The organism is Moraxella sp. FZFQ2102 (genome assembly GCF_024137865.1).
Lineage (GTDB): Bacteria > Pseudomonadota > Gammaproteobacteria > Pseudomonadales > Moraxellaceae > Moraxella.
In genome coordinates, this window is sequence record NZ_CP099960.1 from 351,404 (window position 1) to 377,195 (window position 25,792).

Consider the following 25,792-nt stretch of genomic DNA (forward strand, 5'->3'; position numbering starts at 1 on the left):
CATTTGGCGCAAGTTTTATTGATTACTCAAATCTGCAAATCACATCAGATTACCAAGATTATGGCACGACCTGCGAAATCGTCAAGGACACCGCCGACTGCTTATCAAGCACCACCGGATTGGCTGACAAATCACCCGATTGGGCGATGGCATTGCCTGAGCTACTGATGCGTGCATTGACCACCAAGACCTTGCCCGATGCACGGCCACTTGAGAGTGTGCGTGATGGCATCATCGCATCCAAATCGCTAAGACTCACCACCACTTGATTGGCGCTTAGCTCACTGGCTGATAGACGCTTGACCGCATACGGTGCACCGCCTGTCTGCTCGCCAATTGACACGAACAGCACATCTTCAGGCTTGATTTGTGATACCATTGCTGGGCTGATGGCGACAGTCACCGCCACACCTTGAGCGATTTGTGCTTCTTGGGCATCGATATTTGCCACAAGCTTATCAAGGCTTGCCAAGGCTTCAGAGCGGTCGCCCGAACTTGCCACCAAGCTTGAGCGTAGGCGTGCAATCCATGCTTTGGCCTCGCTAAAGTTACCTGCTTTGGCTTCACCCATTGCCATCATCATCAGCGCACCTTCGTGGGTTGGTGTTTTTGCCAAAATGCTAAGTAGTGCATTTCGTGATGCTGTATCTAGCTTACCATCATTAACAAAAAAACTGGTCTGAGCAAAGGTCAGCGCAATCTCATCATTATCAGGCTCTAGGCGATTGGCTCGTGCCAATGCTTCCATAGCCTGCGGCTTGGCATCAAGCATCATAAACAGCTCGGATAGACGCATCCAGCGATTGGCATCATAGGCATGATGATGTACATTGGTCTGCATGGCAGAGATGAGCGCCGCTGAGTCTTTGGTCGCCCATTCAGGCGGTGTATCAATCTTACCGGTCAATAAATCATCTGCCACTTGCCCTACCGTATCTTGAGCTTGCCATAGCGCAAACACAGGCGTACGGTCAGCTGTCGTCAGATACGCCACCGCCGCCAAAATCGGTATCCAGATCATCACAATGGCACGACCTTTTGCGCCGACTGGCGCATGGCTTTCGGCGACTGTCTGTGCATCGAGTAGCTGGCGTTTTAGCTCGGTGATTTGCGCTTGATAATGTGCATCATCAATCAGCCCTGCCGCCTTGTCCGCATCAAGCTCGGCGATACGCTCGCCAAAGACCTTGACATTGACCGACATCAACTGATTGTCTGTGGCTTTTTTTGCCTTGAGCCAAGGAAAAATCACCACCAGTGACAATAGTACCGTCAAGACAGCACACAACGAAAAAAATAAAACCAAACTTTGTGTCATATACTGCCCTTATTGTTGTTTGTCATCAGTCTTGCCGCCATGCTGAGCCAAAATCTTGGCAAGCTTGGCTTCTTCGCTACTACTCAAGGCCTGTGTATCATCAGCTGACAGCTGACTGCGACCTTTACGCGCCTTATAAATCCAGCCTAGAATCAGTAGCACCAATAGCACAGGCGGGAAAAACCACAAAATCCAAGTCGATGGACGCACAGGGGGTTTATAACTGATAAAATCCCCATAACGCTCAAACATATAGTTACGAATCTCGGTATCACTGCGACCGTCTTTGACCATTTCATAGGTTTTTTGTTTTAGGTCTTGGGCGATGGGTGCATCTGAGCCTGCGAGATTTTGGTTTTGGCATTTTGGACAGCGGAACTCTTCAATCAGCCCACGATATTGCGCTTCTTGTTGTGACGAATCAAATTCATAAATATCAATACTTGCCATCGCCATCGTACTGATACTCATGCCAAGTAGTAGCGCCATGATTGAGTGATTTAATTTCATCTAGGACTCCTACTCACACGCTGCCAATTTAGCATCTTTGGTCAATGATTCATCAGCCACACTTGTCATACACGCCTGCAGACTTGGCCAATTTTTCTCACCAATCTCACCCAACACATGCTTATATACCACGCCATCCGTGCCGACAATCATACTTTCGGGCGCACCTGTCAGACCCAATTCCAAGCCATATTTGCCTTCATAATCTTGGATGGTATAGATAAATGGGTTTTGGTATTTATCAATATAAGCCAACGCATTGGCAAGTTCATCTTTATAATTCACGCCAATCATCGGCACGCCTTTTGCGTGTAGCTCCATCAAAAATGGATGCTCAACATAGCAAGTCTGACACCACGAACCCCATACATTGAGCAAAAATGGCTCTTTTGGCAAATCACTATTGGTCATCGTGCGTGCAGGGTCGGACAGCAGTGGTAGGCTAAAAGCAGGCAACGGCTTACCCACCAGCTGACTGGTCTGCACATCAGTTTCTTTGCCTAGTCGCATAAATAGCATGATAATCAATCCGACAAAGATAACAAGCGGAATGATAAAAGTAAGCAAGCGTTTGTTTGACTTTGCCATATTTATGCTCCTTGATTGATGTGTTTTGCTTTTGATTTGCCAAGACGATAACGCTTATCAATGATGGCGATAAACGCACCGGCAGCCATGATAATCGCACCGAGCCAAATCCAGCGTACCATCGGCTTGACATAGACACGCACCGCCCAAGTGTTGTTATTGATTTTGCCTTTGGCATCAGTGATGGGCTCGCCGAGCGCCACATAGACTTCTTTTAATAAGCTTGGACGCATACCGACTTCGGTCATAGGCATCATGCTGACGACATAATCACGCTTTTGTGGATACAGTGTGGTGATAAGCTTGTCATTTTCTTTGACAGTGATGGTTGCTTGAGTGGCATCATAGTTCGCCCCTTTCACCTGTTCAAAAGCTTGTAGATGAAAATCATAACCTTGTACATGAACACTGTCACCGACCGTCATGGCGACATCTTTTTCGATACTCATACTGCTTGTACCCGCCACACCAAGCACACAGATTAGCACGCCTAGATGGGCAATTTGCATCCCCCAGTAGCTTGGTGATAGCTTGGTTAAGCCTTGAGCGATACCACCTTTGTTGTGCTTAAGCTTATCTTTGATGTCAAACACCATAAAGGCAAGCACCCACACGCTAAGAATACCTGTCACATACACGCTATAATCAAATGTTGGCTCTTCGGCTAGCTGCGACATCAACCACGCCACCGATGCACCAAGCACCAAAGCACTGACGCCATACGCCATCATTGTCGCTAGTAGCGGACGGCTGTCATATTTATAGCGCATCACTGCACCCACACCCATAAAGCCAAGCAGCAGCCAAGTCAAAGGCACAAACAGTGCATTAAAATACGGTGGGCCAACAGAAACTTGACCAAGCTTAAAGAAATCAGCGATGATTGGATATAGCGTGCCAAGTAGCACGACAAGCGTTGCCACAAGCAAAATTAGGTTGTTAATAACCAGCACGGTTTCACGAGATTTTAGCTTATAGCTACTCTCCACGGTCAATTTCCAACCACGCAAAGCAAACATCAATAAGCCAAAGCCAATCACCACCGCCAAAATCGCAAGCACTGCCAAACCACGAGTTGGGTCAGCGGCGAACGAATGTACCGAAGTAATCGCCCCCGAACGCACCAAAAAAGTACCCAGTAGGCTTAGTGCAAACGAAAAAATCGCCAGCATAATCGTCCATGCCTTGAACACGCCACGCTTTTCGGTTACGGCAAGCGAGTGAATCAGCGCAGTAGAAGCCAGCCACGGCATCAATGAAGCATTCTCAACAGGGTCCCAGAACCACCAACCACCCCAGCCAAGCTCATAATACGCCCACCAAGAGCCAAGTGCGATACCCAGCGTCAAAAACGCCCAAGCGGTCAGCGTCCACGGACGACTCCAACGAGTCCATACGGCATCAAGTCGCCCTGCCCACAGCGCCGCCATACAAAATGCAAACGGCACAGCCAAGCCCACATAGCCCATATACAGCATCGGCGGATGGAAAATCAGTCCCGGGTCTTGAAGTAGTGGATTTAGGTCAGCGCCATCGACAGGTAGATTTGGCAACACTCGGTCATAAGGCGATGAAGTAAAAATCATCATCGCCAGCATCATCGTCTGCACCGCACCTAGAATCGACAGCACACGAGCACGCATATCCAGGGGCAAGCCACGACTAAATACCGCAACGAGCATACACCAAGTCGCCAAAATCGTCATCCATAATAGTAGCGAACCTTCGTGCCCACCCCAAGTCGCTGACAATTTATAATACCAAGGCAGCAGACTGTTTGAGTGCTTGGCGACATAAACCAAGCTAAAATCATTGTACAAAAACCCTGCAATCAGTGCGCCAAACGACACCATCATCGCCAAAAATTGCGCCGTCGCTAGGCTTGGTGCCAGTCGTTGCCACTGCCCTTGGTGCTTGATTACGCCAATGGCAGGCAAAATCGCCTGTAATATCGCGAGCACAAACGCAAGCAATAGCGAAAAATATCCAAGTTCTGTTATTAACATCGTAAATGACTCATGTTACTGTTGCAAATTACTGTGCAAAGTTTTTGCAGTGTTTTATAAATGGCTCATTGATGTCATGCATCAATTAAGCAAAAGACTTGGTTGGTCAGATACCATTTTCCTAAAAAAACACCATCACCAAGTGCAACCAACCTGCCAAAAAGCCCGTAATCCCCCCAAGCACAATGAGCGTCATCTCATCTTCTTGGAAAGCAGGTCTTAGCAGATTTTGAAATTCTTTGGGCGTCAGCGCACGGATTCGCCCTTCAAATAACCCAAAAATCTTACTCGCTCTAGATGTATTGAGCTTAGGGTCACGGATAGGTACCATCGTCGCATCGATGGATTTATCCAAGATGGTATCTTTAAAATCATCCAAAGTACGCTCATCCATACCCACCTTGAGCGTCGTTGCCACCACAGGCGACTCCAGCATCTCATACAGATGCGATTTCATCAGCTCACGGGTCTTATGCGCTCGTAGCCCATACATCATCTCATGCATGATATTCTCAAGTGTTACAAGCTCATTGACGACGATTTCGGCAAACACGCTTGATACTTCATCTTGGCGTTTCATAAAACCGCCTTGCCATGAATAGCGATGCCAATGCGGACGCATCCACACCACTTTTTTGGTATCGCCATCCATCTCATAGCGGAATAGACGAATAAATGGCACATGGCGTGGCTCAACAGGATTAAACACCATCCAAATCGCAATCCAGTTGGTCAAAGCGCCCCACACCATCGCAAAAAACGGTACTGTCCAATGCTGCGGCACAAAATAAAACAGCACCATCTGCACCACACCAAAGCCAAAGCCAATCAGCGCACTAATTTTCCAAATAAAGTTAATCTCTTTTTTACCAACTCTTAGAAACATATCCACCATCAGCTTGCGGTCTTTTTCCATCTTGCTGACAATCATCGCACGCATATCGACCAGTTCTTCGACATTATAAGTCAAATCCATGACAAGCGATTTCATGATATCTGGTAGCTTGGCGTGCACATGGGCGTAGATACGACGGCGAATGGCATACGGCATATGCGTCCACAGGGCATACGAACGCTCAAGCATGATTTCATCAATCAAGCTTTCTAGGTTCTTATCCACCGTCGCCGTGATAAATTCCGCCATCTCTTCAGGCTCCATTGCCTGAAAAAATTCATCGAGCGAACCAAGCTTTGAGAGCGTCTGGTCAACAATCACGCCCGAGATTTTACCTGCTTTGGCAGGCACAATCCCCTGCCAGCCCAAGCCTTTGAGCCCAAATGGCATATTTTTGATGGCGATGCCCCAAAACTTAATCGGACGAAACAGCATCTCAAGCGCCATCCACACATGCGCCCAAGTGACAAAAGCCGTCACAGGCGGAATGGTCAGCATGGCGATAAATTCAGGATGTTCGGTCAGTGTTTGCCACAGGGTCGAAAACATGGGTTTGGTACAATCTTTGTGAGTATATTAAATGGCGATAATTTTAGCATAGTTTTTGTAAAGATGGTTGCATTCATTTATCCAAAGCAGGCTCAAAAGGCGCTCAAGACAGGTTTTGTAAATAAATTGATACATCTATTTGGGTTATAAAAACATTTCTAGCAATTTTTGCCAAGCTTGACTATAATAAACCGCATTGATTTTGCAAGTATTTATCAAAATCAGCACCTTAAGCTTTTTGGATGGCTTATTGATGCAGTTGGTAAAATGACTGATGAACAACTGATTAACAAAAGGATACGACAACAATGATGTTTTGGGAAATTTTGGCAACCGTATTTTCAGGGTTTTTGTTTGCAGGGCTTGTACTGCCAATTCGATTGTTTTATAAAAAAACGCCAAAATGGATTGTGCCGGCTGCTGCAGGTATTGGCATGATTTGCTTTCAGGTGTATAGCGAATACACTTGGTTTGATGATACCAAAGCCAAGCTACCCGCAGGCAGTGTCATAGTCGCCGAAGTCCCAAAAAGCACTTGGTTTCGCCCTTGGTCGTATATCAAGCCACAGGTGTTTCAGTTTGTTGTGCTCGATACCGCCAATGTCAGCACCAATGGTACGCTAAAATCAGCCAATTTGTATTTTTTTGAGCGTCGTGCACTGGCTTATCCATTGGGTATCAGTGTTGATTGTAGCGCGCCCAAGCTTGAATTTGACCCCAAGATGAATGATGCGATTGTCAAGGCGTTGTGTCAATAATTGACGGCGTGATTTTGCAAATCATAAAATACACTGCTTTACAAACTGTACAAGCTGTATAATGTATAAACAGTTATAAAAGCCAAGATTTAGCCATTTATGAAAACCAAAAAAAATAACGACAAAAAAACCAATCAAGTACGCATCATCGGCGGTGTGCATAAGCGCCGCCTTTTATCCTTTATTGATGCCGATGGACTGCGCCCAACACCTGACCGCTTGCGGGAGACATTGTTTAACTGGCTGATGGGTGCGCTTACTGACGCTCGTGTACTTGATGTCTGTGCAGGCAGTGGCGTGCTTGGCTTTGAGTGCATTTCTCGTGGTGCAGGCAGTGCTGTCTTAATCGAAAAAAATCCCATACAGGCTAAACAGCTCACCGCCAATGCCAAGCTACTTCACATCGATACCACAACACGCATTATCAATGGTGATGCGCTGGTAGTGATTGAGACATTGGGCACGCCTTTTGATATCATCTTTATCGACCCGCCCTACGCTGCGATGCTGTGGCAACCACTGATGGATGTACTACAGGCTCGTCAGCTCATGCATAGCGATACGCTGATTTATCTTGAAGCGGATAAGCCGATTGATACCGTGCTCAACGAACAAACACTTCAGCAATTTGACACCGTCAAATACACCAAAGTCGGACAAGCGCACGCCTATTTACTCACGCCTGTTGCCACGCTATAATAGCATAGCACATCATTGGATAATTTATGAAAACCATCTTATTAATCAGTTTATTGTCAAGCGCACTATTATTACAAGCTTGTGTTCATAAAGTCGTCACTGTACCCGCCAAAATCGCCTACAAAACCACCAAAGGCGTCATCAAAGGCACTGTCGCCGTCGGCAAAGCCATCATCCCAGGTGATAGCGATGATGACGATGATGACAAGAAAAAGTGATACCCAATCACGGTATTTATATCATTTATCAGTGACAAATCTTGACAAAAAAAGTTTATCAAATGCCAAATAGCACTTGCATTGGTGCTATAAAATTTGGTAAAATGGGGACTGTTTTTTGAGAGCCCTTCGTTTCCCCAACTTAAAAAACAAATAAAATCAAGCTTATGGCTTGAGATTTTTATTTGTCTATCTCTCAAACTCAACTAAATAGGTTTTATATGACTACTACTATCAGTGCCAAACCCGCTGAAGTTGTACATGACTGGTATGTCGTGGACGCTGAAGGCAAAACACTAGGTCGCCTAGCTTCTGAAATTGCTTCTCGTCTACGTGGCAAACACAAGCCATCGTACACTCCACACGTTGATACTGGCGATTATATCGTTGTGATCAATGCTGACAAAATTGCTGTAACTGGCAAAAAAGCTCAGGACAAGAAGTACTATCGCCACACTGGTTATCCAGGCGGTATCAAAGAGACTAACTTCACTAAACTTCTAGCACACAAGCCAGAAGATGTGTTGCACAAAGCTGTAAAAGGCATGCTTCCAAAAGGTCCTTTGGGCTATGCAATGATCAAAAAGCTAAAACTGTATGCGGGTACTGAACACCCACACGCAGCTCAGCAACCTAAAGTACTAGACATCTAAGGAGACATTATGGAACGCAATTACGGCACTGGTCGCCGCAAGACTTCTACCGCTCGTGTCTTCTTGTCTAAAGGCACAGGTAACATCGTTGTAAACGGTAAATCACTTGACGAATACTTTGGTCGTGAAACTTCTCGTATGGTTGTTCGTCAGCCACTAGAACTTCTAGACCTATCTAACAGCGTTGATCTATACATCACTGTTGTTGGTGGCGGTATCAATGGTCAAGCAGGTGCAATCCGTCACGGTATCACTCGTGCATTGATCGAACAAGACGAAACTTACAAGCCTGCACTAAAAGCAGCTGGTTTCGTTACTCGTGATGCTCGTGAAGTTGAACGTAAAAAACTTGGTCTACGCAAAGCACGTCGTCGTCCACAGTTCTCAAAACGTTAATTTTACGATTATCGTTCAAAAAAACTCTCGATTGTTATCGGGAGTTTTTTATTATCCAGTTTTGATAATTTACCTTACAAGAGTAACTTATCAAGTACTACTAAAATCTCAAATGACACGCTTAATTTATTTCCATTTATATTTTTAACAGCTTGTAAAAATTTAGTTAGTATCACTATAATTATTTTGGTTATCTATAAATCAATTAATTTATATTTTCTAATAACAAATCGTCAATTTGTCTAATTTTTACACAATTTTGGCTTAGCAAAGTAGAAATATTGGCGAAAATAAAGTAACATATGAGAGATGAAAATTGGCTTATTTTTTATGATTGTTCTATAAATTATTAAACAGTGATAATTATAGATTAACAAAAGCCACTTTTTTGTTAATTCATTAAAATTTTTGCGACTTTTTTTCGAAACTTTGTAAGAGAAGAATTTATTTTATTACAAAAATAGCTTAAAATAGTCATATTTAGCAAAATAGGCACAGCAAATGTGGCATCTATAATAAAATTGTTTTATTATAAATGCCACACACCCAGTATGGGATACTCCCATTCTTTTTCTGGAGGAAGTTTTAATGAGCCATGCCGAAGGCGTGAATGTTAAACGCCGTAGAGTACTAATCGCAACCACTGCTGCCATCGGTGCAGTCGGTGTGGGTGCGATTGCCACCCCATTTGTGCGTTCTTGGTATCCAAGCGCCAAAGCGGAAGCCGCAGGTGCTGCTGTCGTTCAAGACATCGCTGGTGTTGAGAACGGTCAAATGATTACCGTGAAATATCGTGGCAAACCAATCTTTGTCGTAAAACGCACCGAAGAAATGGTGGCAAACCTTGAGAAAGTAACCCCTAAACTAAGCGATCCAAATTCTGAGCTATCGGTTCAGCCTGAAGAATGCAAAAATGCAACTCGCTCTTTGACTCCAGAGGTTCTGGTGGTTGAAGGCGTTTGTACGCATCTAGGCTGTGCACCGACATTCCGCCCAGAAGTGGGCGCTGCTGATCTTGGTGGCGCTGATTGGTATGGCGGTTTCTTCTGCCCATGCCACGGTTCGCTATATGACCTAGCTGGACGTGTTTATAGCGGTGTTCCTGCCCCTACAAACCTACCAGTGCCAATCTATAGCATCAGTGGCACTATCTTGACCGTTGGGGAGGCATAATCATGAGTATCGCTAAGAAGTTTATGAGCTGGGTGGATGCACGCTACCCTGCGACTGAGACTTATGAATATCATATGTCGAAGTACTATGCGCCAAAAAACTTTAACTTTTGGTACTTCTTCGGCGTATTGTCAATGGTCGTACTAGTGAACCAATTGGTTACTGGTATTTGGCTAACCATGATGTTCAACCCAAGCGCAGAAGGTGCGTTTGCATCGCTTGAATACATCATGCGTGATGTCAAAGGCGGTTGGTTGATTCGCTATATGCACTCAACTGGTGCATCGGCATTCTTTATTGTCGTGTATCTGCATATGTTCCGTGGCTTGCTATACGGTTCTTATAAGAAACCACGTGAGCTAGTATGGCTAATCGGTATGGGTATCTACCTATGCTTGATGGCTGAAGGCTTCTTCGGCTACCTACTACCATGGGGTAATATGTCATACTGGGGTGCACAGGTTATTTTGAACCTACCTGCAGCGATTCCATTCATTGGTGATGGTTTGGCTGAATGGGTTCGTGGTGACTACCTAATCTCTGGCATCACACTTAACCGTTTCTTCGCCCTACACGTAATCGCTATTCCGCTAGTGTTGGTTGGCTTGGTATTTATGCACCTAGTTGCACTGCACCATGTCGGCTCGAACAACCCAGACGGTATCGACATCAAGAAACTAAAAGACAAAAACGGCGTGCCACTAGATGGCGTACCTTTCCACCCATACTACACCGTGCATGACATGGTTGGTATCGTGGTATTCTTCATCTGTTTCTTCGCTGTGGTATTCTTCGTACCAGAAGGTGGCGGCTACTTCCTAGAAAAACCAAACTTCGAAGTTGCTAACGGTCTAAAAACTCCACCACACATTGCACCAGTTTGGTACTATATGCCATTCTACGCAATCCTTCGTGCTGTACCGCACAAGCTAGGTGGTGTTATCGCGATGGGTGCTGCGATTGCTGTATTGTTCGTACTACCATGGCTAGATCGTTCACCTGTACGCTCTATCCGCTACAAGGGCATTCTATCAAAAATCGCTTTGGTGATTTTCGTAATCAGCTTCATTATCCTAGGCTACCTAGGTGGTACAGCTGCTAGCCCAACAGCGACGATCGTTGGTCGTATCTGTACTGTACTTTACTTCTTGTACTTCCTATTGATGCCGTTCTACACATCAATTGAAAAATGCAAACAACCACCTGAGCGTGTTACCGGAGGTCACTAATGAAAGCTTTTAAAACTCTAGCCAAATTTGGTGCAGGTGCCGCTCTTGCGACCGCTGCCGTAATGGCAAGCCCAAGCGCAATGGCTGCAGGTGGTGCAGGCTGTGGTACTTATACTGAAGCTGACGGCACAGTGACGACACTTCAGTGCAGCACAGCACCGATTGACCTGACCAACAAAGGCTCGCTACAACGCGGTGCGGCAATGTTCATGAACTACTGTGTTGGTTGCCATACCGCACAGTATGTCCGCCACTCGCGTCTGGCTCAAGACCTTGAGATTCCACCTGAGTTGGTTGAGAAGTATTTGATGGTGACATCTAATGCCATCGGTGATCACATCACTGCAGGCATTGATCCTGAACTACAAGCCAGCTGGTTCGGTGCACCTCCACCAGATCTATCACTAGAAACGCGTCTGCGTGGTGATGACTGGGTATATACTTACCTACTAAGCTTCTATGAAGACCCAAGCCGTCCTTGGGGTGCGAACAACTTGGTACTAGCAAACGCTGCAATGCCACATGTACTGCACAATATGCAAGAGCAGCTTGGTCAAGAAGAATACGAAGCACGCGTTGGTGATTTGGTGAACTTCATGGCATGGATGGCTGAGCCAGTCCGCCATGACCGCAAAATCTACGGTGCATTTGTCGTGCTATTCCTACTTATCCTACTAATTCCTGTTTACCTGTTGAACAAAGAATTCTGGAAAGATGTGAAATAAGCACCGATTCCGTATCAAAAAGACCGATTGCTTAGCAGTCGGTCTTTTTTTTATTTGGCGATTTATCAAAGATATTTTTTACACATAACAACAAAATTTTGCTAAACTAACAGCGTATTTATCCAAGCAGTGTCCAATGGAAAATTTATCGCAACTCCCACCAACACAATTTATCCTATATGCCGACCAAGGGTTGAACAGCCACTTGGTGCGTCTGTTGTTAGAAGAAAAGCGATTAAACTACCACCTGCATCCGATTGATGATGAACGCCCTGAAGAGCTTAGTGAGCTCAATCCATACCGCACCCTGCCCGTACTTGCCAATCGCGATGTGGCACTGTATGAGATCAATGTTATCTTTGAATATTTGGAAGAGCGTCATCAATTCCCAAGATTGCTACCCATCACACCCAAAGAACGTGCCCAAGTTCGCCTACTGGCTTGGCGATTACAAAAAGATTGGCTGTCTGAAGCTTATACCCTACTTACTCACCCTGACAGCTATGACGACCAAAAGGCTGCCAATGCCAAAAAATCACTATCAGACTCACTCATCACGCTTTCGCCCTTATTTGGGCATAAACCCTATTTTATGTCCGATGACTTTGGGTGGTGTGATGTGATTTTACTACCTTTATTATGGCGACTGCCGCAAATGGGAATTGAACTTCCCCAGCGTCTTTGCCGTCCACTCATTGAATATCAACAGCGTCTATTTGACCGAGAAAGTTTTAAAGCCAGTTTGGTTTTTAAGGATTATCCATGACCACACCCAGCCCAAAACGTCCTTATATCGTCCGTGCTTTTCATGAATGGCTAGAAGATAATGATTTCACCGCCTATATCATGATTGATGCTACGCACGCAGATGTCGTCGCACCACTTGAATACGCCCAAGATGGCCGTTTGGTGCTTGCTTGCTGTTATCAAGCGACGCATAATCTTATGATTGATAATGATGCCATCAGTTTCTCTGCACGCTTTGGTGGCGTCTCACATGAACTGTGGATACCGATGCAGGCGGTGATGGGCATTTATGCCAAAGAAGACCCTGAGCATGGGGCATTTTTTGACCCGGCAGAATACGACGGCTATCAAGCCGAGCAAGCAGATAGTGCATCTGATGACGATACCGGCAACGAATCATCAAGCAAAGGTACAACCTTACGCATCTTGGATTAGATTATGCTTATCGTCTGTATTGAAATTTCATTCAAGTGGTGAGAGTTATGCGGCTTTGTGCACAATTTATTGGTGTCCTAATTGGCATTGCAAGCTTATCGACAACAGCGTACAGTTATAGCTTTGAGCAGGCTGAATCCGACTTGCTCACACAGTCAAATCGTGTACAGGCATCGGCATTGCTTAGCCAAGCTAGCGAACAAGAAGTCAAAGCCGTGCAGGGTTTAGGCAGGCCGACGGTATCGCTTAATATGCGAGCGCTTAGCTATCATCAGACCGCTGACATCTCAACGCAAGCACTCAAAAATCAGCTGGCTCAAGATATTGGTCAGCAGCTTGATCAACAAAGCGCCAATCTTGGCAATCTTGGTCTGGACGCAATCAGTGCAGAAATTGTCAATACCACAACACATACGCTACTAAATCGTGCCGTCTCTCGCCTGCCAAACGAAGTACATCTTGATGCAAAAGATAGCTCATTCACACCAAGCATCGCTGTGACCATGCCAATCTATACAGGTGGTGCGATTCATAGCAGTCAGCAAATCGCCAAACTTGGTGCGCAGCGTCAATCATTGTCTGAACTTGAGCAAATTTCGCTTGAGCGGCTCAATCTGATTCGCTTATATTTTGGTGCAAAATTACAACAAGCATTACAGCACAGCGCAAAAGCACAATATGATGCGATGCAACTTCATGTCAATAATGCACATCAACTTGAGCGAGTGGGTTTTATCAGTCGTGGTCAGCGGATGCAGTTTGAAGTAGCACGCAATCACGCTCAGCAGCTGTACCAAAATAGCATTCTAACTTATGAACAAAGCCTGTTTCAATTACAAAGCTTATTAAACAGCCAGCACATCAGCGCACTTACGACGCCATTATTTATCAATCACACCCTACAGCCAAATTGGGATAGCTTGGTAAATAAGTTCAACACCAATGCGCCCACCAGTCAAAAACTTGCCAAAGACATCGAGCTTGCCAACGAGCGTGCTAGTTTGGCAAAATCCGCCAAAAAACCCAAAGTGTTCGCCCTAGGTGAATACACACCTGATGACGGTGACTGGTTCGTCGGTATTGCTGCCAATTACACGCTATACTCTGGGCTTGATCGTGATGCCAAAATTCAAGCAGCCAACCTGCAAGCACAAGCCGCTGCCTTAAGCGCCACACAAGCAACAACCGACCTAACAAGCGCCATGCACCTATCTTATCTAGAGCTACAACATGCGCAGCGCACACAGTCGCTACTTGCACAAAATAAATCAGCAGCCATCGAAAATCTGCGCATCCAAAGACTTGCTTTTAAAGAAGGATTTGGTACTGTCGCTGATGTCGTCGATGCCGAGACTCGATTACAACAAGTTGAAAGCGAGATGGCGACGAATGCTTATCGCTATGTGATGGCATTAGCAAATTTACTTCATCACACAGGCGAGCTTGATCAGTTTAGCCACTATCTACATCAGGCCGATGTCATCACCTTATAATTATCATACACTATATAATTATCATACACTATCGCCATGATCAAAACACCCAAACCTTCAAAGCAGACAGACGAAACCCAAATCACTGAGTATAGCGAACCGCAAGCAGCTGATGCCACTTATAAAAAACGAAACAAAAAACCCATCGTGATTTTATTAGTGGCGGTCTTGATCGCATCGCTACTACTACTCATTGCTTATGGGCTGCTAAAAAGCTATGAAGATACTAGCACTGCACCACACCCAGCCAATGAATCTAATAGGTTTATCGCCAAAACCAAAAACAAACTCGTGGGCGATGATATCATCACCTTACAAGGGGAAGTTGATGGTGAAACCGTCAACCTTAGCACCAAGCTACCAAGTCGCATCGATGCCATCTATGTCAAAGAAGGACAAATGGTGAAAAAAGGCGAAATACTAGCCAAACTCATTAGTCCAGAAATCGAAGCCAAAAAACAACAGGCTGATGCCGCCTTGCAATCTGCACTCGCAGCACAGCAAGCAACCATGCGTGGCACTCGCCAAGAAAATACCGATAGTCTATATGCCAATTGGCAAAGTCTGCAAGCCCAAGCCAAGCTCGCTCACGAAACTGCCAATCGGGGAGAATACCTATATCAAGAAGGTGTCATCAGTCGTCAGCGTCGTGATGAGATGATGGCAGCCAAGACATCATCGGCTGAGATGAGTGAAGCTGCACACCAGCAGTATCTCAAGGCAAAACATGGTCGTAGCGATGAAGCCAAATCCAGTGCCGATGCGCAGGTGCAAATCGCCAAGGCCGCTGTCGCTGAAGCACAAGCGCTCGATGCAGAGACAACGCTCATCGCCCCAATTGATGGTACGATCAATAAAATCTATGCCAAACCAAGCGAGCTTGTCGCCATCGCCGTCCCTGTGATTAGCATGATTCACCCAAGCGAACATGTGCTGCTAAGCGTGCGTGAAGACTACCTACCGAGCATCCGTAGTACCGACACTTTGACAGGATATATCCCTGCGCTGGATAAAAAAATCGATTTTCGCATCAGTCATATCGGCGCTGAAGGAGAGTTTGCTACCATCAAAAGCAACAAGCAAACCGGCGGTTATGACATCAGAAGTTTTGAAGTGACACTCACACCAACCACGCCAATCGATGGACTGATCACAGGCATGAGTGTCATTTTTGATATTCGACTAAATCGTTAGAATCAAGTACATCAACATCATGGTCGCCATTTAGCTTTTTTATGACATACCCACCCAAGCCATCCGCATTTTCTCGATTTTTGACAGGATTTTGTGACAGCTTTTTTCGTGAAGTGCGCAAAGTCTCTGATAGCCGTTGGGATTTGTTTGCGCTATTTGGCATACCACTATTGGTGATTGTGCTGTTTGGAAGTATGTTCATCCATACCAAAGCCGAACATCTACCCATCATGGTCATCGATCGAGATCAAAGCGAGCTAAGCCATCATATTGTCCGCCATATCAGCCATCATCAATCGCTGGATGTCGTCGCAGTCAGCCAAAATCCACAAGATGCAGAGCGTGCCATCAACACACTTGACATCGGTGGCTATCTATATATCCCAAAAAATGCCGAAACTCGTTTGGTCAATGCCGAAGATCCTGGACTGCTTTTGGTTTACAATCAAGCCTTATACAGCATGGGCAGTGGTAGCGCATCAGCGATGTCATCCGCTGCATTATCAGGTGTAGAGTCGTTTTTAAGTGAGTCGTATTTGGTTAACACCCTACCGTCGTTGCACTTAGCATTACCTACTGTTAAGGTGACAATTTTATTCAACCCCACACTAAGTTATGAGCTATTTTTATCGCCGTTTGTGGTAGCGGCAGTATTGCATCTACTCTTAAGCTGTTTGGTGGCGTATGCCATAGGCATTGAATTTGCCGACGGTACAGCTAGCGATTGGCTCAAGGCTTCACCCATTGCCGCTTTGCTTGGTAAAGTAAGTCTTTACACGCTAGTGATAATCCTATGGGCGGCGATTTGGCTTACTTGGATGATTTGGGTGCGCCAATATGCCATCGCAGGTAGCGCACTGTGGTTGATGATGGCGCAGGTGCTATTTTATGGTGCTTATGCACTATTTGGTGCTATGGTTGCTCTAGTTGTTCGTGATGCAAACAAAAGCTTTGGGCTGCTCGCGGTCTATGGCGGCTCATCGATGAGCTTTGCCGGTGTGTCATTACCGCTCAATAATGCGCCGACATTTACGCAGTTTTGGTCAAACATCATTCCATTTACTAGCTTTGCCAAGCTTCAAACCCAAAGCTGGATTGTTGGCAGTCCTTGGCAGTCTATGTTGCCAAATTTACTCATCTTACTGCTATTTGTCTTTCTCTTTGGTAGTATCTGCTTGATACTGGTGTGCAAAATTGCCAACAATCTAGTCACCAATACAGGCGCATCATCATGAAGCAAGCGATTTTTACACTATTTCAAGACTGTATTGCAACTTTTCTTGCAATACTAAAAAACCGCTCTATTTTATTGACGATGGTGCTCTCAATCGGCTTTTATGGCATTTTTTATCCCACCGCTTATCATGCCGAGCATGCACAGGCACTCCCCCTAATCATCGTCGATGAAGAACAAAGCGCACTCAGCCACACCATCATCCGCACTACATCACACAGCCCAAATGTTGAAGTTATTGACATCACAAACAGCCTACCCCAAGCGCTAAAACAAGTACGAAATATGCACGCTGAAGGGATTTTATACCTACCAAAGACACTCAGCCAAAGTATCCATCATGGCGAAACTGGTGGTATCGGACTGTATCTGAGTGGGGCTTATCTGCTTAGAACACAGACAGTAAGCACAGGTCTGATCAGCTCGCTTGAACAAGTGCTTTTTGATGAGATGGCTAAATTTACCCAAATCAGCCATCTACAGCTGCCGACACTTATACACAGACAGCCACTATTTAATACCACAAGCGGGTATGGTAGTTATGTTTTTCCCGCCATAGCCCCTTTGATTGTTCATCAGACGCTACTACTTGGTGTCGGTATGCTTATTTGCGGTTTTCAACAAACACATCAAAGACTACGCATCAGCCAACTCATCTCTGTATATCTCGTAGCGGGAATGATTGGCACTTTATCAAGCTGGTATCTGTATGGCTTTGTGTTTTGGCAGCAGGACTATCCCCGTGGTGGCAATTTTTGGGGCATGGTGCTTGCGACACCGATTTTTGTCGGTGCTGTCATTGCCATCGCATCAGCACTGTCATCATTTTTTGATCGCTCTGAGCGAGTTGGGCAACTGTTGATTTTTTCATCTGTGCCACTGTTTTTATTATCAGGGCTTGCCTATCCTTTTGTTGGTATGCCAAAGTTGCTTGTCAGTTTTGCCGAGCTTCTGCCGAGCACACAGGGTATTCAGATGTTTGTACAGCTCAATCAAATGGGCGTCCCTACCCAGCTCATCGCACCCAAGCTGTTTTATTTATTTGCCGTCATGCTCATCATGAGCCTACTTGCCCTATGGCGGCTGTGTCTTAAGCCAAGTCTTAAACCAAATGATCAACAACCAACCATGCCAACGAATTTTAGATGATTTTTCTACCGATTTACGGTATGATAGAAAGATTTTCATTTGAATAATTTTTGGGGTAAATTCATGAGCGCCAATCGCAAAATTCTTGTTACCAGTGCCTTGCCTTATGCCAATGGCCCGATTCACTTAGGGCATTTGGTGGAATACATCCAAACCGACATTTGGGTGCGAGCCATGAAAGCCATGGGTCATACCGTCACCTATGTCTGCGCCGATGATGCGCACGGCACTGCCATCATGCTAAAGGCTGAAGCCAACGGCATCACCCCCGAAGAACAAATCGCCACTATCAAAGCATCGCACGAAAAGGACTTTGCAGGCTTTCATATCGGTTTTGATAATTATTACTCGACGCACAGCCCAGAGAATGAGCAGTTCTCCCAAGAGATTTACACCAAGCTTGAGCAAGGCGGCTATATCTTTACCAAAGATGTTGAGCAATTATTCGACACCGAAAAAGGTCTATTTCTAGCCGACCGCTTTGTCAAAGGCGAATGCCCTGAATGCGGCGCAAAAGACCAATACGGCGATAACTGCGAAGTCTGCTCAAGCACCTATAACGCCACCGAGCTGAAGAATCCGTATTCAACACTCAGCAATTCAACGCCTGTGGTCAAATCATCCAAGCACTATTTCTTTGATTTGCCAAAGTTTGAAGACTTTTTAAAATCATGGACAAAAGGCGACAACCGCTTGCAATCAGCGATTTATAATAAGCTGTCTGAATGGTTTGACGCAGGTCTTGCCCCGTGGGACATCAGCCGTGATGCACCGTATTTTGGCTTTAAGATTCCAAATACGCCAGCGGGCGAACCTGATAAATATTTCTATGTATGGCTAGATGCCCCTGTTGGCTACATGGCAAGTTTTAAAAACTTGTGCGAGCGTACAGGGCTTGATTTTGATGAATATTGGAAAAAAGACAGCACAACCGAACTGTATCATTTCATCGGTAAAGACATCGTTTATTTCCATGCGCTGTTTTGGCCTGCAATGCTTGAAGGCGCTGGGCTTCGCACACCGACAGCGGTCAATGCACACGGCTTTTTGACCGTCAATGGTGAGAAGATGAGTAAGTCGCGCGGTACTTTTATCAAAGCAGAAACTTATCTTGAGCATCTGAATCCTGAATATCTTCGCTATTATTTTGCCAGCAAACTATCTGCAAGCGTCGAAGATCTTAACCTTGATCTTGATGACTTTATGCAAAAAGTCAATTCGGACTTGGTCGGTAAAGTAGTGAATATCGCCAGTCGCTGTGCAGGCTTTATCCACAAGAACAATGGCGGTAAACTTGCTGACAGCCTTGCCGAACCTGCCTTGGTGCAAGACATCATTGACGCTGGCGATGAGATTGCCAAAGCTTATGAAGCGCGTGAATTTGGTCGTGCGACGCGTCTGATCATGGCGTGCGCGGATAAGGCGAATGAGTACATCGATCTGCACAAGCCGTGGGCATTGAACAAAGAAGGCAAGAGCGATGAAGTACAGGCAGTATGCAGCGTTGCGCTGAATATTTTCCACAAGCTTGTGATTTATCTTGCGCCGATTTTGCCTGTTTTGTCAGAAAATGCACGCACTTTCTTGAATATCGATAGCCTTGCTTTTGATACGCGTCACACCAATCTTTTTGGTCATACCATCAATGCCTTTAGCCCACTGATGAGCCGCGTTGAGAAAGACAAAATTGATTCTATGGTGAGTAATTCTAAAGAATCACTGGATACCAAAGCCGCCGATAAATCAGCTCAAAAGACCGATAAAAAAGCCGATAAAACCAAAAAAGACGCCACCGATGGCGAGTACATCGGTATTGATGACTTTGCCAAAGTGACCATGAAAGTTGCTCATGTCATCGAGTGCAACTCTGTCGAAGGTGCGGATAAGCTTTTGCAATTCACTCTAGATGTCGGCGAAGACAAGACGCGTAATGTCTTTAGCGGTATTGCTAAGTTTTATAAACCTGAAGAGCTGACAGGCAAAAAAGTCGTCTGTGTGACCAACCTTGCACCGCGTAAGATGAAATTTGGCATCTCTGAAGGCATGATCTTGTCCGCAGAAAAAGACGGTAATCTCACCGTCATTACCCTGCCGAACACCATGCCAGTGGGTGCAACTTTGGCATAATGTCCATGAAACCATTTGCAAGCTGATGGTGATTTTTGGCACTTTTTCAGCTTGCAGATGGTTTGCAGATCAACTTTGTAAAATAATTTTTTAACAACTTTTAAGATATAAATTATGAAAAAACTACTATTATCAAGCCTAATCCTAGCCACTGCCGCGACCACCGCCCATGCTGATACCTTGTACGGCCTATATGTCGATGGTAACTATTGGCACACTTCTGCTGACATCACCGATGATGGCAAAGATCGCAATTTCGATGACAAAGGCAACTTTATGGCATCGGCAAGCTTTGAGCATGGCGTGCCACTTGTGCCAAATGTCCGCGTGCGCTATGCGTCATTGAACAGCACTGAGCCGACTTTGACCAGTAGTAATGAGATTGATTTTACCAGTACTGACGCCATCGCTTATTATGAACTGCTGGACAATGTGGTGAGCCTAGATGTCGGCTTGGGTGCAAAGCGCATCTCAGGTGATGTTAAATACGCAGGCGGCAGCACGATGGATTTGGACAAAACCATGCCAATGGCATATGCATCTGTGGGCGCAAAATTGCCATTCACTGGCCTGTCTGCCAAAGCCGAACTGGGCGTGGGCGTGGGCAGTAATGTCAAAGCCACTGATGCGCAAGCTGAAGTGAAATATGACTTTATCAAAACTCCAGTATTTGACCTAGGTCTAAAAGGTGGCTATCGCATCTTGTCAGTTGATTATGACGAAACCAAAGTTAAGTATTTAGGCAGCATCTTTGGTGAGCAAACTCCATACAAGGCGGAGTTCAAAGGTCCTTATGTCGGCTTAGAAGCACATTTTTAATCCCATTTCTCATCAAGCGTATCGATTATGATACGCTTTTTGCTAATGGCGCGTTTTATGCGAAAAATCATTCACATCGACATGGATGCATTCTTTGCCAGTGTCGAACAGCGCGACAATCCAGCACTGCGCGGTAAGCCCATCATCGTCGGCGGCGACCCTGATGGGCGTGGTGTCGTCGCTGCCGCCAGTTATGAAGCGCGCCGATTTGGCATTCATTCGGCGATGCGCTGCAGCCAAGCGCGACAGCTGTGCCGTCATGCCATCTTTGTGCGTCCGCGTTTTGATGTGTATCGCACTGTCAGCCGCCAAGTACAAGCCTTGATGCACGCCATCACCCCACTGGTCGAGCCTGTCTCACTCGATGAAGCTTATTTGGATGTCAGTGCAGTTTGGCAGGATTTTGGCTCAGCCACCGCCCTTGCTGAACGCTTGCGAGCAGACATCCATCGCACCACAGGTCTGACCGCGTCCGCTGGCGTCTCGCACAATAAAATGCTTGCCAAAATCGCATCAGACATCAACAAGCCCAACGGTATCACCGTCATTCCACCTGAACATGCCCAAGCACTGATTGACAGCCTACCGATTGAGCGGTTTCATGGTATCGGTCGTGCTAGTAGTGCACGCCTGCACGAGATTGACATTCATACAGGGCGAAGTCTTCGCATGATGCCACTTGAAAAGCTTGTTGAGATGTTTGGCAACAAGCGCGGTCGCTATTATCACGACATCGCGCATGGAATCGATGAGCGTATCGTCAATGCCGAACGCATCCGCAAATCCATCGGCACTGAAATTACCTTTGGTGAAAATACCCAAGACGACGCCGTGATTTTATCCACGATTCATAAGCAAACCTATGATGCCTTTGCTATCTTAACCGAGCGAAAACTCACCGCACATACCGTGACACTGAAGCTAAAATTCGCCAATTTCACCCAAATCACCCGTAGTCACAGCCAAAAACAAGCCTACAGCAGCGCTGAGCAAGCCTATGAATGGCTCACAGCATTATTCAGTGATGTCGATCGCACACTTGCCATTCGCTTGGTTGGTGTGACCTTTTCAAATTTCGGCGATCAGAATGACGCCCAGCAATTAAGCTTATTTGAATAATTTATCAAAAATTTTCGTTTTTTATATTTACAAAATTTTTAAACTCTGTACAATACCAAGTTATATTATTTCAAGAGCAACAGGGATGTTTGCTGTGCTCTGCTGGTTTTTTAGCTGGCAGGCGTTCGTTTGTCAGCAGTTTATTGTACGGTTGTCAAGCCAAGAAATGCACTCGTGCATTCCACTGTTTGATGACCAAACCGCCTACAAACCCACACAAGGAGTTTAGTGTATGTCTCAAACCATCAATGTCAATGAAGTGATTGACAACGCAAGGTTTCAGCCTTTTCATTGGCAAGTTCTGTTTTGGTGCTTATTGGTCATCATCTTTGATGGCTATGATTTGGTCATCTATGGTGTCGCCCTACCACTACTGATGGAACAGTGGTCATTGACTTCGGTTCAAGCAGGGATGCTGGCAAGTTCTGCCTTGGTCGGCATGATGTTTGGTGCGATGATTTTTGGTGGCCTTGCGGATAAATTCGGCCGCAAAAAAATCATCATGGTCTGCACGGCATTTTTTAGCGGCTTTACTTTCTTAGGTGCGTTTGCGCCATCACCGACCGAATTTGCCATCTTGCGCTTCTTGGCAGGCTTAGGTATCGGTGGCGTTATGCCAAACCTAGTCGCACTGACATCTGAATACGCCCCGAAAAAATCACGCGCCACGATGGTCTCGATCATGTTCAGCGGCTATGCGGTCGGCGGTATCATCTCAGCTTTGCTTGGCTCATTCTTGGTCAAAGACTATGGCTGGGAGATCATGTTCTACTTAGCAGGCATTCCATTGGCAGGTTTTCCGCTGATTTGGAAATTCTTGCCTGAGTCACTCACCTATTTGGTTAAGGACAACAAACAAGGGCTTGCACGCCACATCATCAAAAAAGTCGAGCCATCACTTACCGTTAATGATGATGCTTTGCTAATCCTAGCAGAATCAAGCGCACCGCCTGCAAGCCAAGGCAGCTCATCGTTCAAGCAGCTGTTCACCGAAGGTCGCGCCTTTGGTACGCTGATGTTCTGGGTGGCGTTTTTTATGTGCCTATTGATGACTTATACGCTGTCAAGTTGGCTGCCTAAGCTGATGCTATCAGCTGGTTACTCATTGGGCGCAAGTATCCTATTCTTATTCGCGCTGAATATCGGTGCGATGATCGGCGCGATCGCAGGCGGCTTCTTGGCAGATAAATTCCACCTAAAGCCTGTCATCGTCACCATGTGCGCCCTAGCCGCACTGTCGATCTCGGCATTGGCGTTCAACTCACCGCCATTTATCCTATATAGCCTAGTCGCAGTCGCAGGCGCAACCACCATCGGCACATCGATTCTGCTGTACAGCTATCTTGCGCAGTTTTATCCACTACATATCCGTACCACAGGTATCGGTAGCGCATCGGCGGTCAGTCGCATCGGCGCGATCGTAGGTCCGATCATCACAGGTTTCTTGTTGTCATTGAATCTGCCGCACGCATGGAACTTCTGGTCAATCGCCATCCCTGCCCTGATTGCAACGGTAGCGATGGCTGTGCTAAAACGCGCGTAAATTTTACCGTTAATTAAAACAAAAGCAGCTTGATATGATATTTGATGGGTTATTCAAGCTGTTTTTCTCACCCCTTATTCTTGCAATAAAAAATCCCTTAAGTATCACTACTCAAGGGATTTTTAGTAATTTATAATTTGATCAACAAATAACAAATTAACGAGTGCGTGGGAAGATCTCGTCTGCACCGAAGAAGTAAGCGATTTCACGCTCAGCTGAAGCTACAGAGTCAGAACCATGTGCCGCGTTCTCGTCGATGCTTACTGCGAAATCTGCACGGATAGTGCCAGCAGCTGCTTCTTGTGGGTTGGTTGCGCCTAGGATGTCGCGGTGTGCAAGCACTGCGTTTTCACCTTCTAGTACAGATACCACAACTGGGCCTGAAGTCATGAAAGCTACTAGGTCAGCGAAGAAGCCGCGCTCTTTGTGCTCAGCGTAGAAACCTTCTGCTTCTGCTTGAGTTAGGTGCTTGTATTTCATCGCAACTGGCTTAAGACCAGCTTTTTCAAAGCGAGCAACGATTTCGCCGATGTGGTTTTTGCCAACTGCGTCTGGCTTGATGATAGATAAAGTGCGTTCGATAGCCATGGGATCATCCTTTTGCTAAATGGTTAAGGGGAAAATTATCACAAAGATTATAGCAATTTTTTTGAACAATTTACAGTCCTGTGCGTGCTTTATATAAAAATAATGGGGCTGTACTAGATTAGCAATAATGCTATACTAGTTTTATGAAGATAACCCGTTGTAAATTAAGTAAAAAAGTTCAAGTTAAACTGCTTGAATTTTTTGTGCTTGAAGTCACCGCAAGATCAGCTGCTGATTTGTTAGAGATACATCATAATTCAGCTGCTTTGTTTTATCATAAAATTCGCTTGGTGATTGAATATCGCTTAAACCTTGAAGCTTGTGAATTATTTGACGGTGAAGTAGAATTGGATGAAAGCTATTTCGGTGGCATTCGTAAAGGCAAGCGTGGGCGTGCTGCTGCTGGCAAAGTTGCCGTATTTGGTCTTTTAAAACGCAATGGTAAGGTTTATACTGCCTGTGTTAAAGATACCAAAGCTAAGACATTAATGCCTATTATTGCCAGTAAAATCAAACCTGATAGCGTGGTTTATACAGATAGCTATCGAAGTTATAATGCTTTAGATGTGAGTGATTTTAAACACTTTAGAATTAATCATTCCAAAGAATTTGCAAACAATCATAATCATATTAACGGCATTGAAAACTTTTGGTCGCAATCCAAACGCATTCTAAGAAAATATAACGGTATTGACAAAAAGCATTTTCATTTATTTATCAAAGAATGCGAGTTTAGATTTAACTATGGCACACCATCCAATCAATTAAGATTGTTAAGAAAATGGTGTGGGGTTTAGGGATTTATCTAGTACAGCCCCAAAATAATTTTTACCAAGTCATGTAATTGTATTACAACTTATTCTCTTGATGTCGCACCAGTATTGGTGTTGATCAAATCACCGTTGCGAAGCTGCTTATAATTAATGACTACCATTTATTTTAAAAATAGTGGAAATTTTTGTAATGTCTATACAAAATAAGTGTAGCATTGTTCACTTTGTTGTGGTAGTATGGCAATGTTATTGAAACATTTGTTCTGTTTGCTTTACAATAAATCTGCAATGACTTGAGAGTTTGGTTAAGAATCATAACTTCACCATTTCCATGATAAGCCATTGATTTATTTGCGGTATTTTTGAAATATTTTATTCCAAATACAGTTCAGTGTTTGATAATAGGGATAAATGATTATCTCTTTTTCATTATAACCTGTAGGCATAGTGCCGAATTATTTCATGGAGAAAGGTTATGAACGAAGCTCAAGTCAAGAGCATTCTTGAAAATCCCAAATTCAAAACTCTGGTCGCCAAAAAGCGTAACTTAAGCTGGAGTTTGACTGTCTTAATGCTATTCATCTACATCGGTTTCACCCTACTGGTTGCTTACAATCCAGAGTTTTTGCGCACTTCAATCTCAGGCGGTGTGATCACTTGGGGCATTCCTTTGGGCATTGGCGTGATTGTCATCTCATTTGTATTGTGCGGCGTGTATTCATCGATCGCGAACAATTCATTTGATAAATTGAACAAAGAAGCCATCGAAGAAGTGGAAGCCATCGCCTTTGACAAAGGAGCGTCAAAATGAAACTCGTCCAATTTAAACTGGCAGGATATGCCTTGCTTGGCAG

The 25,792-nt window shown here is 45.1% G+C and carries 26 protein-coding genes; 20 read left to right on the plus strand and 6 right to left on the minus strand.

Annotation, left to right across the window (positions count from 1 at the left end; translation table 11 throughout):
* Positions 1-58: 58 nt before the first annotated feature.
* The 5 genes from ccmI to NGM44_RS01640 all read right to left on the minus strand — a co-directional run bounded on the left by ccmI (position 59) and on the right by NGM44_RS01640 (position 5,866).
* Positions 59-1,318 (minus strand): c-type cytochrome biogenesis protein CcmI, encoded by a 1,260-nt coding sequence (ccmI, locus tag NGM44_RS01620; protein ID WP_253223947.1) that lies wholly within the window; start codon positions 1,316-1,318, stop codon positions 59-61.
* Between the two features lie 9 nt (positions 1,319-1,327).
* Positions 1,328-1,828 (minus strand): cytochrome c-type biogenesis protein, encoded by a 501-nt coding sequence (locus NGM44_RS01625; protein WP_253223948.1) that lies wholly within the window; start codon positions 1,826-1,828, stop codon positions 1,328-1,330.
* A gap of 9 nt (positions 1,829-1,837) precedes the next feature.
* Positions 1,838-2,416, minus strand: a complete 579-nt coding sequence (locus NGM44_RS01630; RefSeq protein WP_253223949.1) for a DsbE family thiol:disulfide interchange protein — start codon at positions 2,414-2,416, stop codon at positions 1,838-1,840.
* 2 nt (positions 2,417-2,418) lie between these two features.
* Complete coding sequence (locus NGM44_RS01635; RefSeq protein ID WP_253223950.1) at positions 2,419-4,422, minus strand: heme lyase CcmF/NrfE family subunit; 2,004 nt, start codon at positions 4,420-4,422, stop codon at positions 2,419-2,421.
* Positions 4,423-4,543: 121 nt separating this feature from the next.
* Complete coding sequence (locus NGM44_RS01640) at positions 4,544-5,866, minus strand: hypothetical protein (RefSeq protein WP_253223951.1); 1,323 nt, start codon at positions 5,864-5,866, stop codon at positions 4,544-4,546.
* A 308-nt stretch (positions 5,867-6,174) separates the two neighbouring features.
* On the opposite strand from NGM44_RS01640, the gene NGM44_RS01645 reads away from it, so the two are divergent.
* From NGM44_RS01645 to NGM44_RS01730, 18 genes are all read left to right on the plus strand, one after another.
* The gene (locus NGM44_RS01645) at positions 6,175-6,624 is read left to right on the plus strand and encodes a hypothetical protein (RefSeq protein WP_253223952.1); all 450 of its coding nucleotides are present in this window, start codon (positions 6,175-6,177) and stop codon (positions 6,622-6,624) included.
* Positions 6,625-6,723: 99 nt separating this feature from the next.
* Positions 6,724-7,323 carry a 16S rRNA (guanine(966)-N(2))-methyltransferase RsmD gene (gene rsmD / locus NGM44_RS01650; RefSeq protein WP_253223953.1) on the plus strand — a complete coding sequence of 200 codons (600 nt, stop codon included), beginning with the start codon at positions 6,724-6,726 and terminating at the stop codon, positions 7,321-7,323.
* Between the two features lie 26 nt (positions 7,324-7,349).
* Positions 7,350-7,541 carry an NF038104 family lipoprotein gene (locus NGM44_RS01655; RefSeq protein ID WP_253223954.1) on the plus strand — a complete coding sequence of 64 codons (192 nt, stop codon included), beginning with the start codon at positions 7,350-7,352 and terminating at the stop codon, positions 7,539-7,541.
* 221 nt (positions 7,542-7,762) lie between these two features.
* Entirely contained in the window at positions 7,763-8,194 is a 432-nt protein-coding gene (gene rplM, locus NGM44_RS01660) for a 50S ribosomal protein L13 (protein ID WP_078254213.1), read from the plus strand.
* 9 nt (positions 8,195-8,203) lie between these two features.
* On the plus strand, positions 8,204-8,590 hold the full coding sequence (rpsI, locus tag NGM44_RS01665; protein ID WP_078254214.1) for a 30S ribosomal protein S9: 387 nt from the start codon (positions 8,204-8,206) through the stop codon (positions 8,588-8,590).
* A 588-nt stretch (positions 8,591-9,178) separates the two neighbouring features.
* Positions 9,179-9,763 (plus strand): ubiquinol-cytochrome c reductase iron-sulfur subunit, encoded by a 585-nt coding sequence (petA, locus tag NGM44_RS01670; protein WP_253223955.1) that lies wholly within the window; start codon positions 9,179-9,181, stop codon positions 9,761-9,763.
* A 23-nt stretch (positions 9,764-9,786) separates the two neighbouring features.
* On the plus strand, positions 9,787-10,992 hold the full coding sequence (locus tag NGM44_RS01675) for a cytochrome bc complex cytochrome b subunit (protein WP_253224593.1): 1,206 nt from the start codon (positions 9,787-9,789) through the stop codon (positions 10,990-10,992).
* On the plus strand, positions 10,992-11,717 hold the full coding sequence (locus tag NGM44_RS01680) for a cytochrome c1 (protein ID WP_253223956.1): 726 nt from the start codon (positions 10,992-10,994) through the stop codon (positions 11,715-11,717). Before NGM44_RS01675 ends, NGM44_RS01680 begins: the two co-directional genes overlap by 1 nt.
* A gap of 136 nt (positions 11,718-11,853) precedes the next feature.
* Positions 11,854-12,483, plus strand: coding sequence for a glutathione S-transferase N-terminal domain-containing protein (locus NGM44_RS01685; protein ID WP_253223957.1), 630 nt, complete (start codon positions 11,854-11,856; stop codon positions 12,481-12,483).
* Positions 12,480-12,899: a stringent starvation protein B gene (locus NGM44_RS01690; RefSeq protein ID WP_253223958.1), complete on the plus strand. Its 420-nt coding sequence runs from the start codon at positions 12,480-12,482 to the stop codon at positions 12,897-12,899. The genes NGM44_RS01685 and NGM44_RS01690 overlap by 4 nt, the downstream gene beginning before the upstream one ends.
* Positions 12,900-12,946: 47 nt before the next feature.
* Entirely contained in the window at positions 12,947-14,392 is a 1,446-nt protein-coding gene (locus tag NGM44_RS01695) for a TolC family protein (protein ID WP_253223959.1), read from the plus strand.
* Between the two features lie 36 nt (positions 14,393-14,428).
* Positions 14,429-15,586, plus strand: coding sequence for an HlyD family secretion protein (locus NGM44_RS01700; RefSeq protein WP_253223960.1), 1,158 nt, complete (start codon positions 14,429-14,431; stop codon positions 15,584-15,586).
* Between the two features lie 41 nt (positions 15,587-15,627).
* On the plus strand, positions 15,628-16,821 hold the full coding sequence (locus NGM44_RS01705) for an ABC transporter permease (protein ID WP_253223961.1): 1,194 nt from the start codon (positions 15,628-15,630) through the stop codon (positions 16,819-16,821).
* Positions 16,818-17,969: an ABC transporter permease gene (locus NGM44_RS01710; RefSeq protein ID WP_253223962.1), complete on the plus strand. Its 1,152-nt coding sequence runs from the start codon at positions 16,818-16,820 to the stop codon at positions 17,967-17,969. Before NGM44_RS01705 ends, NGM44_RS01710 begins: the two co-directional genes overlap by 4 nt.
* A 63-nt stretch (positions 17,970-18,032) precedes the next feature.
* Positions 18,033-20,096: a methionine--tRNA ligase gene (metG, locus tag NGM44_RS01715; RefSeq protein ID WP_253223963.1), complete on the plus strand. Its 2,064-nt coding sequence runs from the start codon at positions 18,033-18,035 to the stop codon at positions 20,094-20,096.
* 114 nt (positions 20,097-20,210) lie between these two features.
* Complete coding sequence (locus NGM44_RS01720; RefSeq protein WP_253223964.1) at positions 20,211-20,915, plus strand: TIGR04219 family outer membrane beta-barrel protein; 705 nt, start codon at positions 20,211-20,213, stop codon at positions 20,913-20,915.
* Between the two features lie 57 nt (positions 20,916-20,972).
* Positions 20,973-22,034 carry a DNA polymerase IV gene (dinB, locus tag NGM44_RS01725; RefSeq protein ID WP_253223965.1) on the plus strand — a complete coding sequence of 354 codons (1,062 nt, stop codon included), beginning with the start codon at positions 20,973-20,975 and terminating at the stop codon, positions 22,032-22,034.
* 232 nt (positions 22,035-22,266) lie between these two features.
* Positions 22,267-23,577: an MFS transporter gene (locus NGM44_RS01730; RefSeq protein WP_253223966.1), complete on the plus strand. Its 1,311-nt coding sequence runs from the start codon at positions 22,267-22,269 to the stop codon at positions 23,575-23,577.
* A 156-nt stretch (positions 23,578-23,733) separates the two neighbouring features.
* Here the strand turns inward: NGM44_RS01730 and ndk are convergent, their stop codons facing one another.
* Positions 23,734-24,165: a nucleoside-diphosphate kinase gene (ndk, locus tag NGM44_RS01735; protein ID WP_253223967.1), complete on the minus strand. Its 432-nt coding sequence runs from the start codon at positions 24,163-24,165 to the stop codon at positions 23,734-23,736.
* Positions 24,166-24,308: 143 nt separating this feature from the next.
* Between ndk and NGM44_RS01740 the strand changes: the two genes are divergently transcribed.
* Entirely contained in the window at positions 24,309-24,962 is a 654-nt protein-coding gene (locus NGM44_RS01740) for an IS1595 family transposase (RefSeq protein ID WP_253223938.1), read from the plus strand.
* 451 nt (positions 24,963-25,413) lie between these two features.
* Positions 25,414-25,749: a DUF485 domain-containing protein gene (locus tag NGM44_RS01745; protein WP_253223968.1), complete on the plus strand. Its 336-nt coding sequence runs from the start codon at positions 25,414-25,416 to the stop codon at positions 25,747-25,749.
* Positions 25,750-25,792: the final 43 nt, after the last annotated feature.

Excerpts from the sequence above, each read along its gene's own strand:
- petA (WP_253223955.1), top strand. The coding sequence starts at position 9,179 with ATGAGCCATGCCGAAGGCGTGAATGTTAAACGCCGTAGAGTACTAATC.
- NGM44_RS01730 (WP_253223966.1), top strand. The coding sequence starts at position 22,267 with ATGTCTCAAACCATCAATGTCAATGAAGTGATTGACAACGCAAGGTTT.
- ndk (WP_253223967.1), bottom strand. The coding sequence starts at position 24,165 with ATGGCTATCGAACGCACTTTATCTATCATCAAGCCAGACGCAGTTGGC.
- NGM44_RS01720 (WP_253223964.1), top strand. The coding sequence starts at position 20,211 with ATGAAAAAACTACTATTATCAAGCCTAATCCTAGCCACTGCCGCGACC.
- rpsI (WP_078254214.1), top strand. The coding sequence starts at position 8,204 with ATGGAACGCAATTACGGCACTGGTCGCCGCAAGACTTCTACCGCTCGT.
- NGM44_RS01745 (WP_253223968.1), top strand. The coding sequence starts at position 25,414 with ATGAACGAAGCTCAAGTCAAGAGCATTCTTGAAAATCCCAAATTCAAA.
- NGM44_RS01630 (WP_253223949.1), bottom strand. The coding sequence starts at position 2,416 with ATGGCAAAGTCAAACAAACGCTTGCTTACTTTTATCATTCCGCTTGTT.
- NGM44_RS01635 (WP_253223950.1), bottom strand. The coding sequence starts at position 4,422 with ATGTTAATAACAGAACTTGGATATTTTTCGCTATTGCTTGCGTTTGTG.
- NGM44_RS01695 (WP_253223959.1), top strand. The coding sequence starts at position 12,947 with ATGCGGCTTTGTGCACAATTTATTGGTGTCCTAATTGGCATTGCAAGC.
- NGM44_RS01625 (WP_253223948.1), bottom strand. The coding sequence starts at position 1,828 with ATGAAATTAAATCACTCAATCATGGCGCTACTACTTGGCATGAGTATC.
- NGM44_RS01640 (WP_253223951.1), bottom strand. The coding sequence starts at position 5,866 with ATGTTTTCGACCCTGTGGCAAACACTGACCGAACATCCTGAATTTATC.
- NGM44_RS01685 (WP_253223957.1), top strand. The coding sequence starts at position 11,854 with ATGGAAAATTTATCGCAACTCCCACCAACACAATTTATCCTATATGCC.
- NGM44_RS01710 (WP_253223962.1), top strand. The coding sequence starts at position 16,818 with ATGAAGCAAGCGATTTTTACACTATTTCAAGACTGTATTGCAACTTTT.
- NGM44_RS01675 (WP_253224593.1), top strand. The coding sequence starts at position 9,787 with ATGAGCTGGGTGGATGCACGCTACCCTGCGACTGAGACTTATGAATAT.
- metG (WP_253223963.1), top strand. The coding sequence starts at position 18,033 with ATGAGCGCCAATCGCAAAATTCTTGTTACCAGTGCCTTGCCTTATGCC.
- NGM44_RS01705 (WP_253223961.1), top strand. The coding sequence starts at position 15,628 with ATGACATACCCACCCAAGCCATCCGCATTTTCTCGATTTTTGACAGGA.
- dinB (WP_253223965.1), top strand. The coding sequence starts at position 20,973 with ATGCGAAAAATCATTCACATCGACATGGATGCATTCTTTGCCAGTGTC.
- NGM44_RS01680 (WP_253223956.1), top strand. The coding sequence starts at position 10,992 with ATGAAAGCTTTTAAAACTCTAGCCAAATTTGGTGCAGGTGCCGCTCTT.
- NGM44_RS01700 (WP_253223960.1), top strand. The coding sequence starts at position 14,429 with ATGATCAAAACACCCAAACCTTCAAAGCAGACAGACGAAACCCAAATC.
- ccmI (WP_253223947.1), bottom strand. The coding sequence starts at position 1,318 with ATGACACAAAGTTTGGTTTTATTTTTTTCGTTGTGTGCTGTCTTGACG.
- NGM44_RS01740 (WP_253223938.1), top strand. The coding sequence starts at position 24,309 with ATGAAGATAACCCGTTGTAAATTAAGTAAAAAAGTTCAAGTTAAACTG.
- NGM44_RS01690 (WP_253223958.1), top strand. The coding sequence starts at position 12,480 with ATGACCACACCCAGCCCAAAACGTCCTTATATCGTCCGTGCTTTTCAT.
- rplM (WP_078254213.1), top strand. The coding sequence starts at position 7,763 with ATGACTACTACTATCAGTGCCAAACCCGCTGAAGTTGTACATGACTGG.
- rsmD (WP_253223953.1), top strand. The coding sequence starts at position 6,724 with ATGAAAACCAAAAAAAATAACGACAAAAAAACCAATCAAGTACGCATC.
- NGM44_RS01645 (WP_253223952.1), top strand. The coding sequence starts at position 6,175 with ATGATGTTTTGGGAAATTTTGGCAACCGTATTTTCAGGGTTTTTGTTT.
- NGM44_RS01655 (WP_253223954.1), top strand. The coding sequence starts at position 7,350 with ATGAAAACCATCTTATTAATCAGTTTATTGTCAAGCGCACTATTATTA.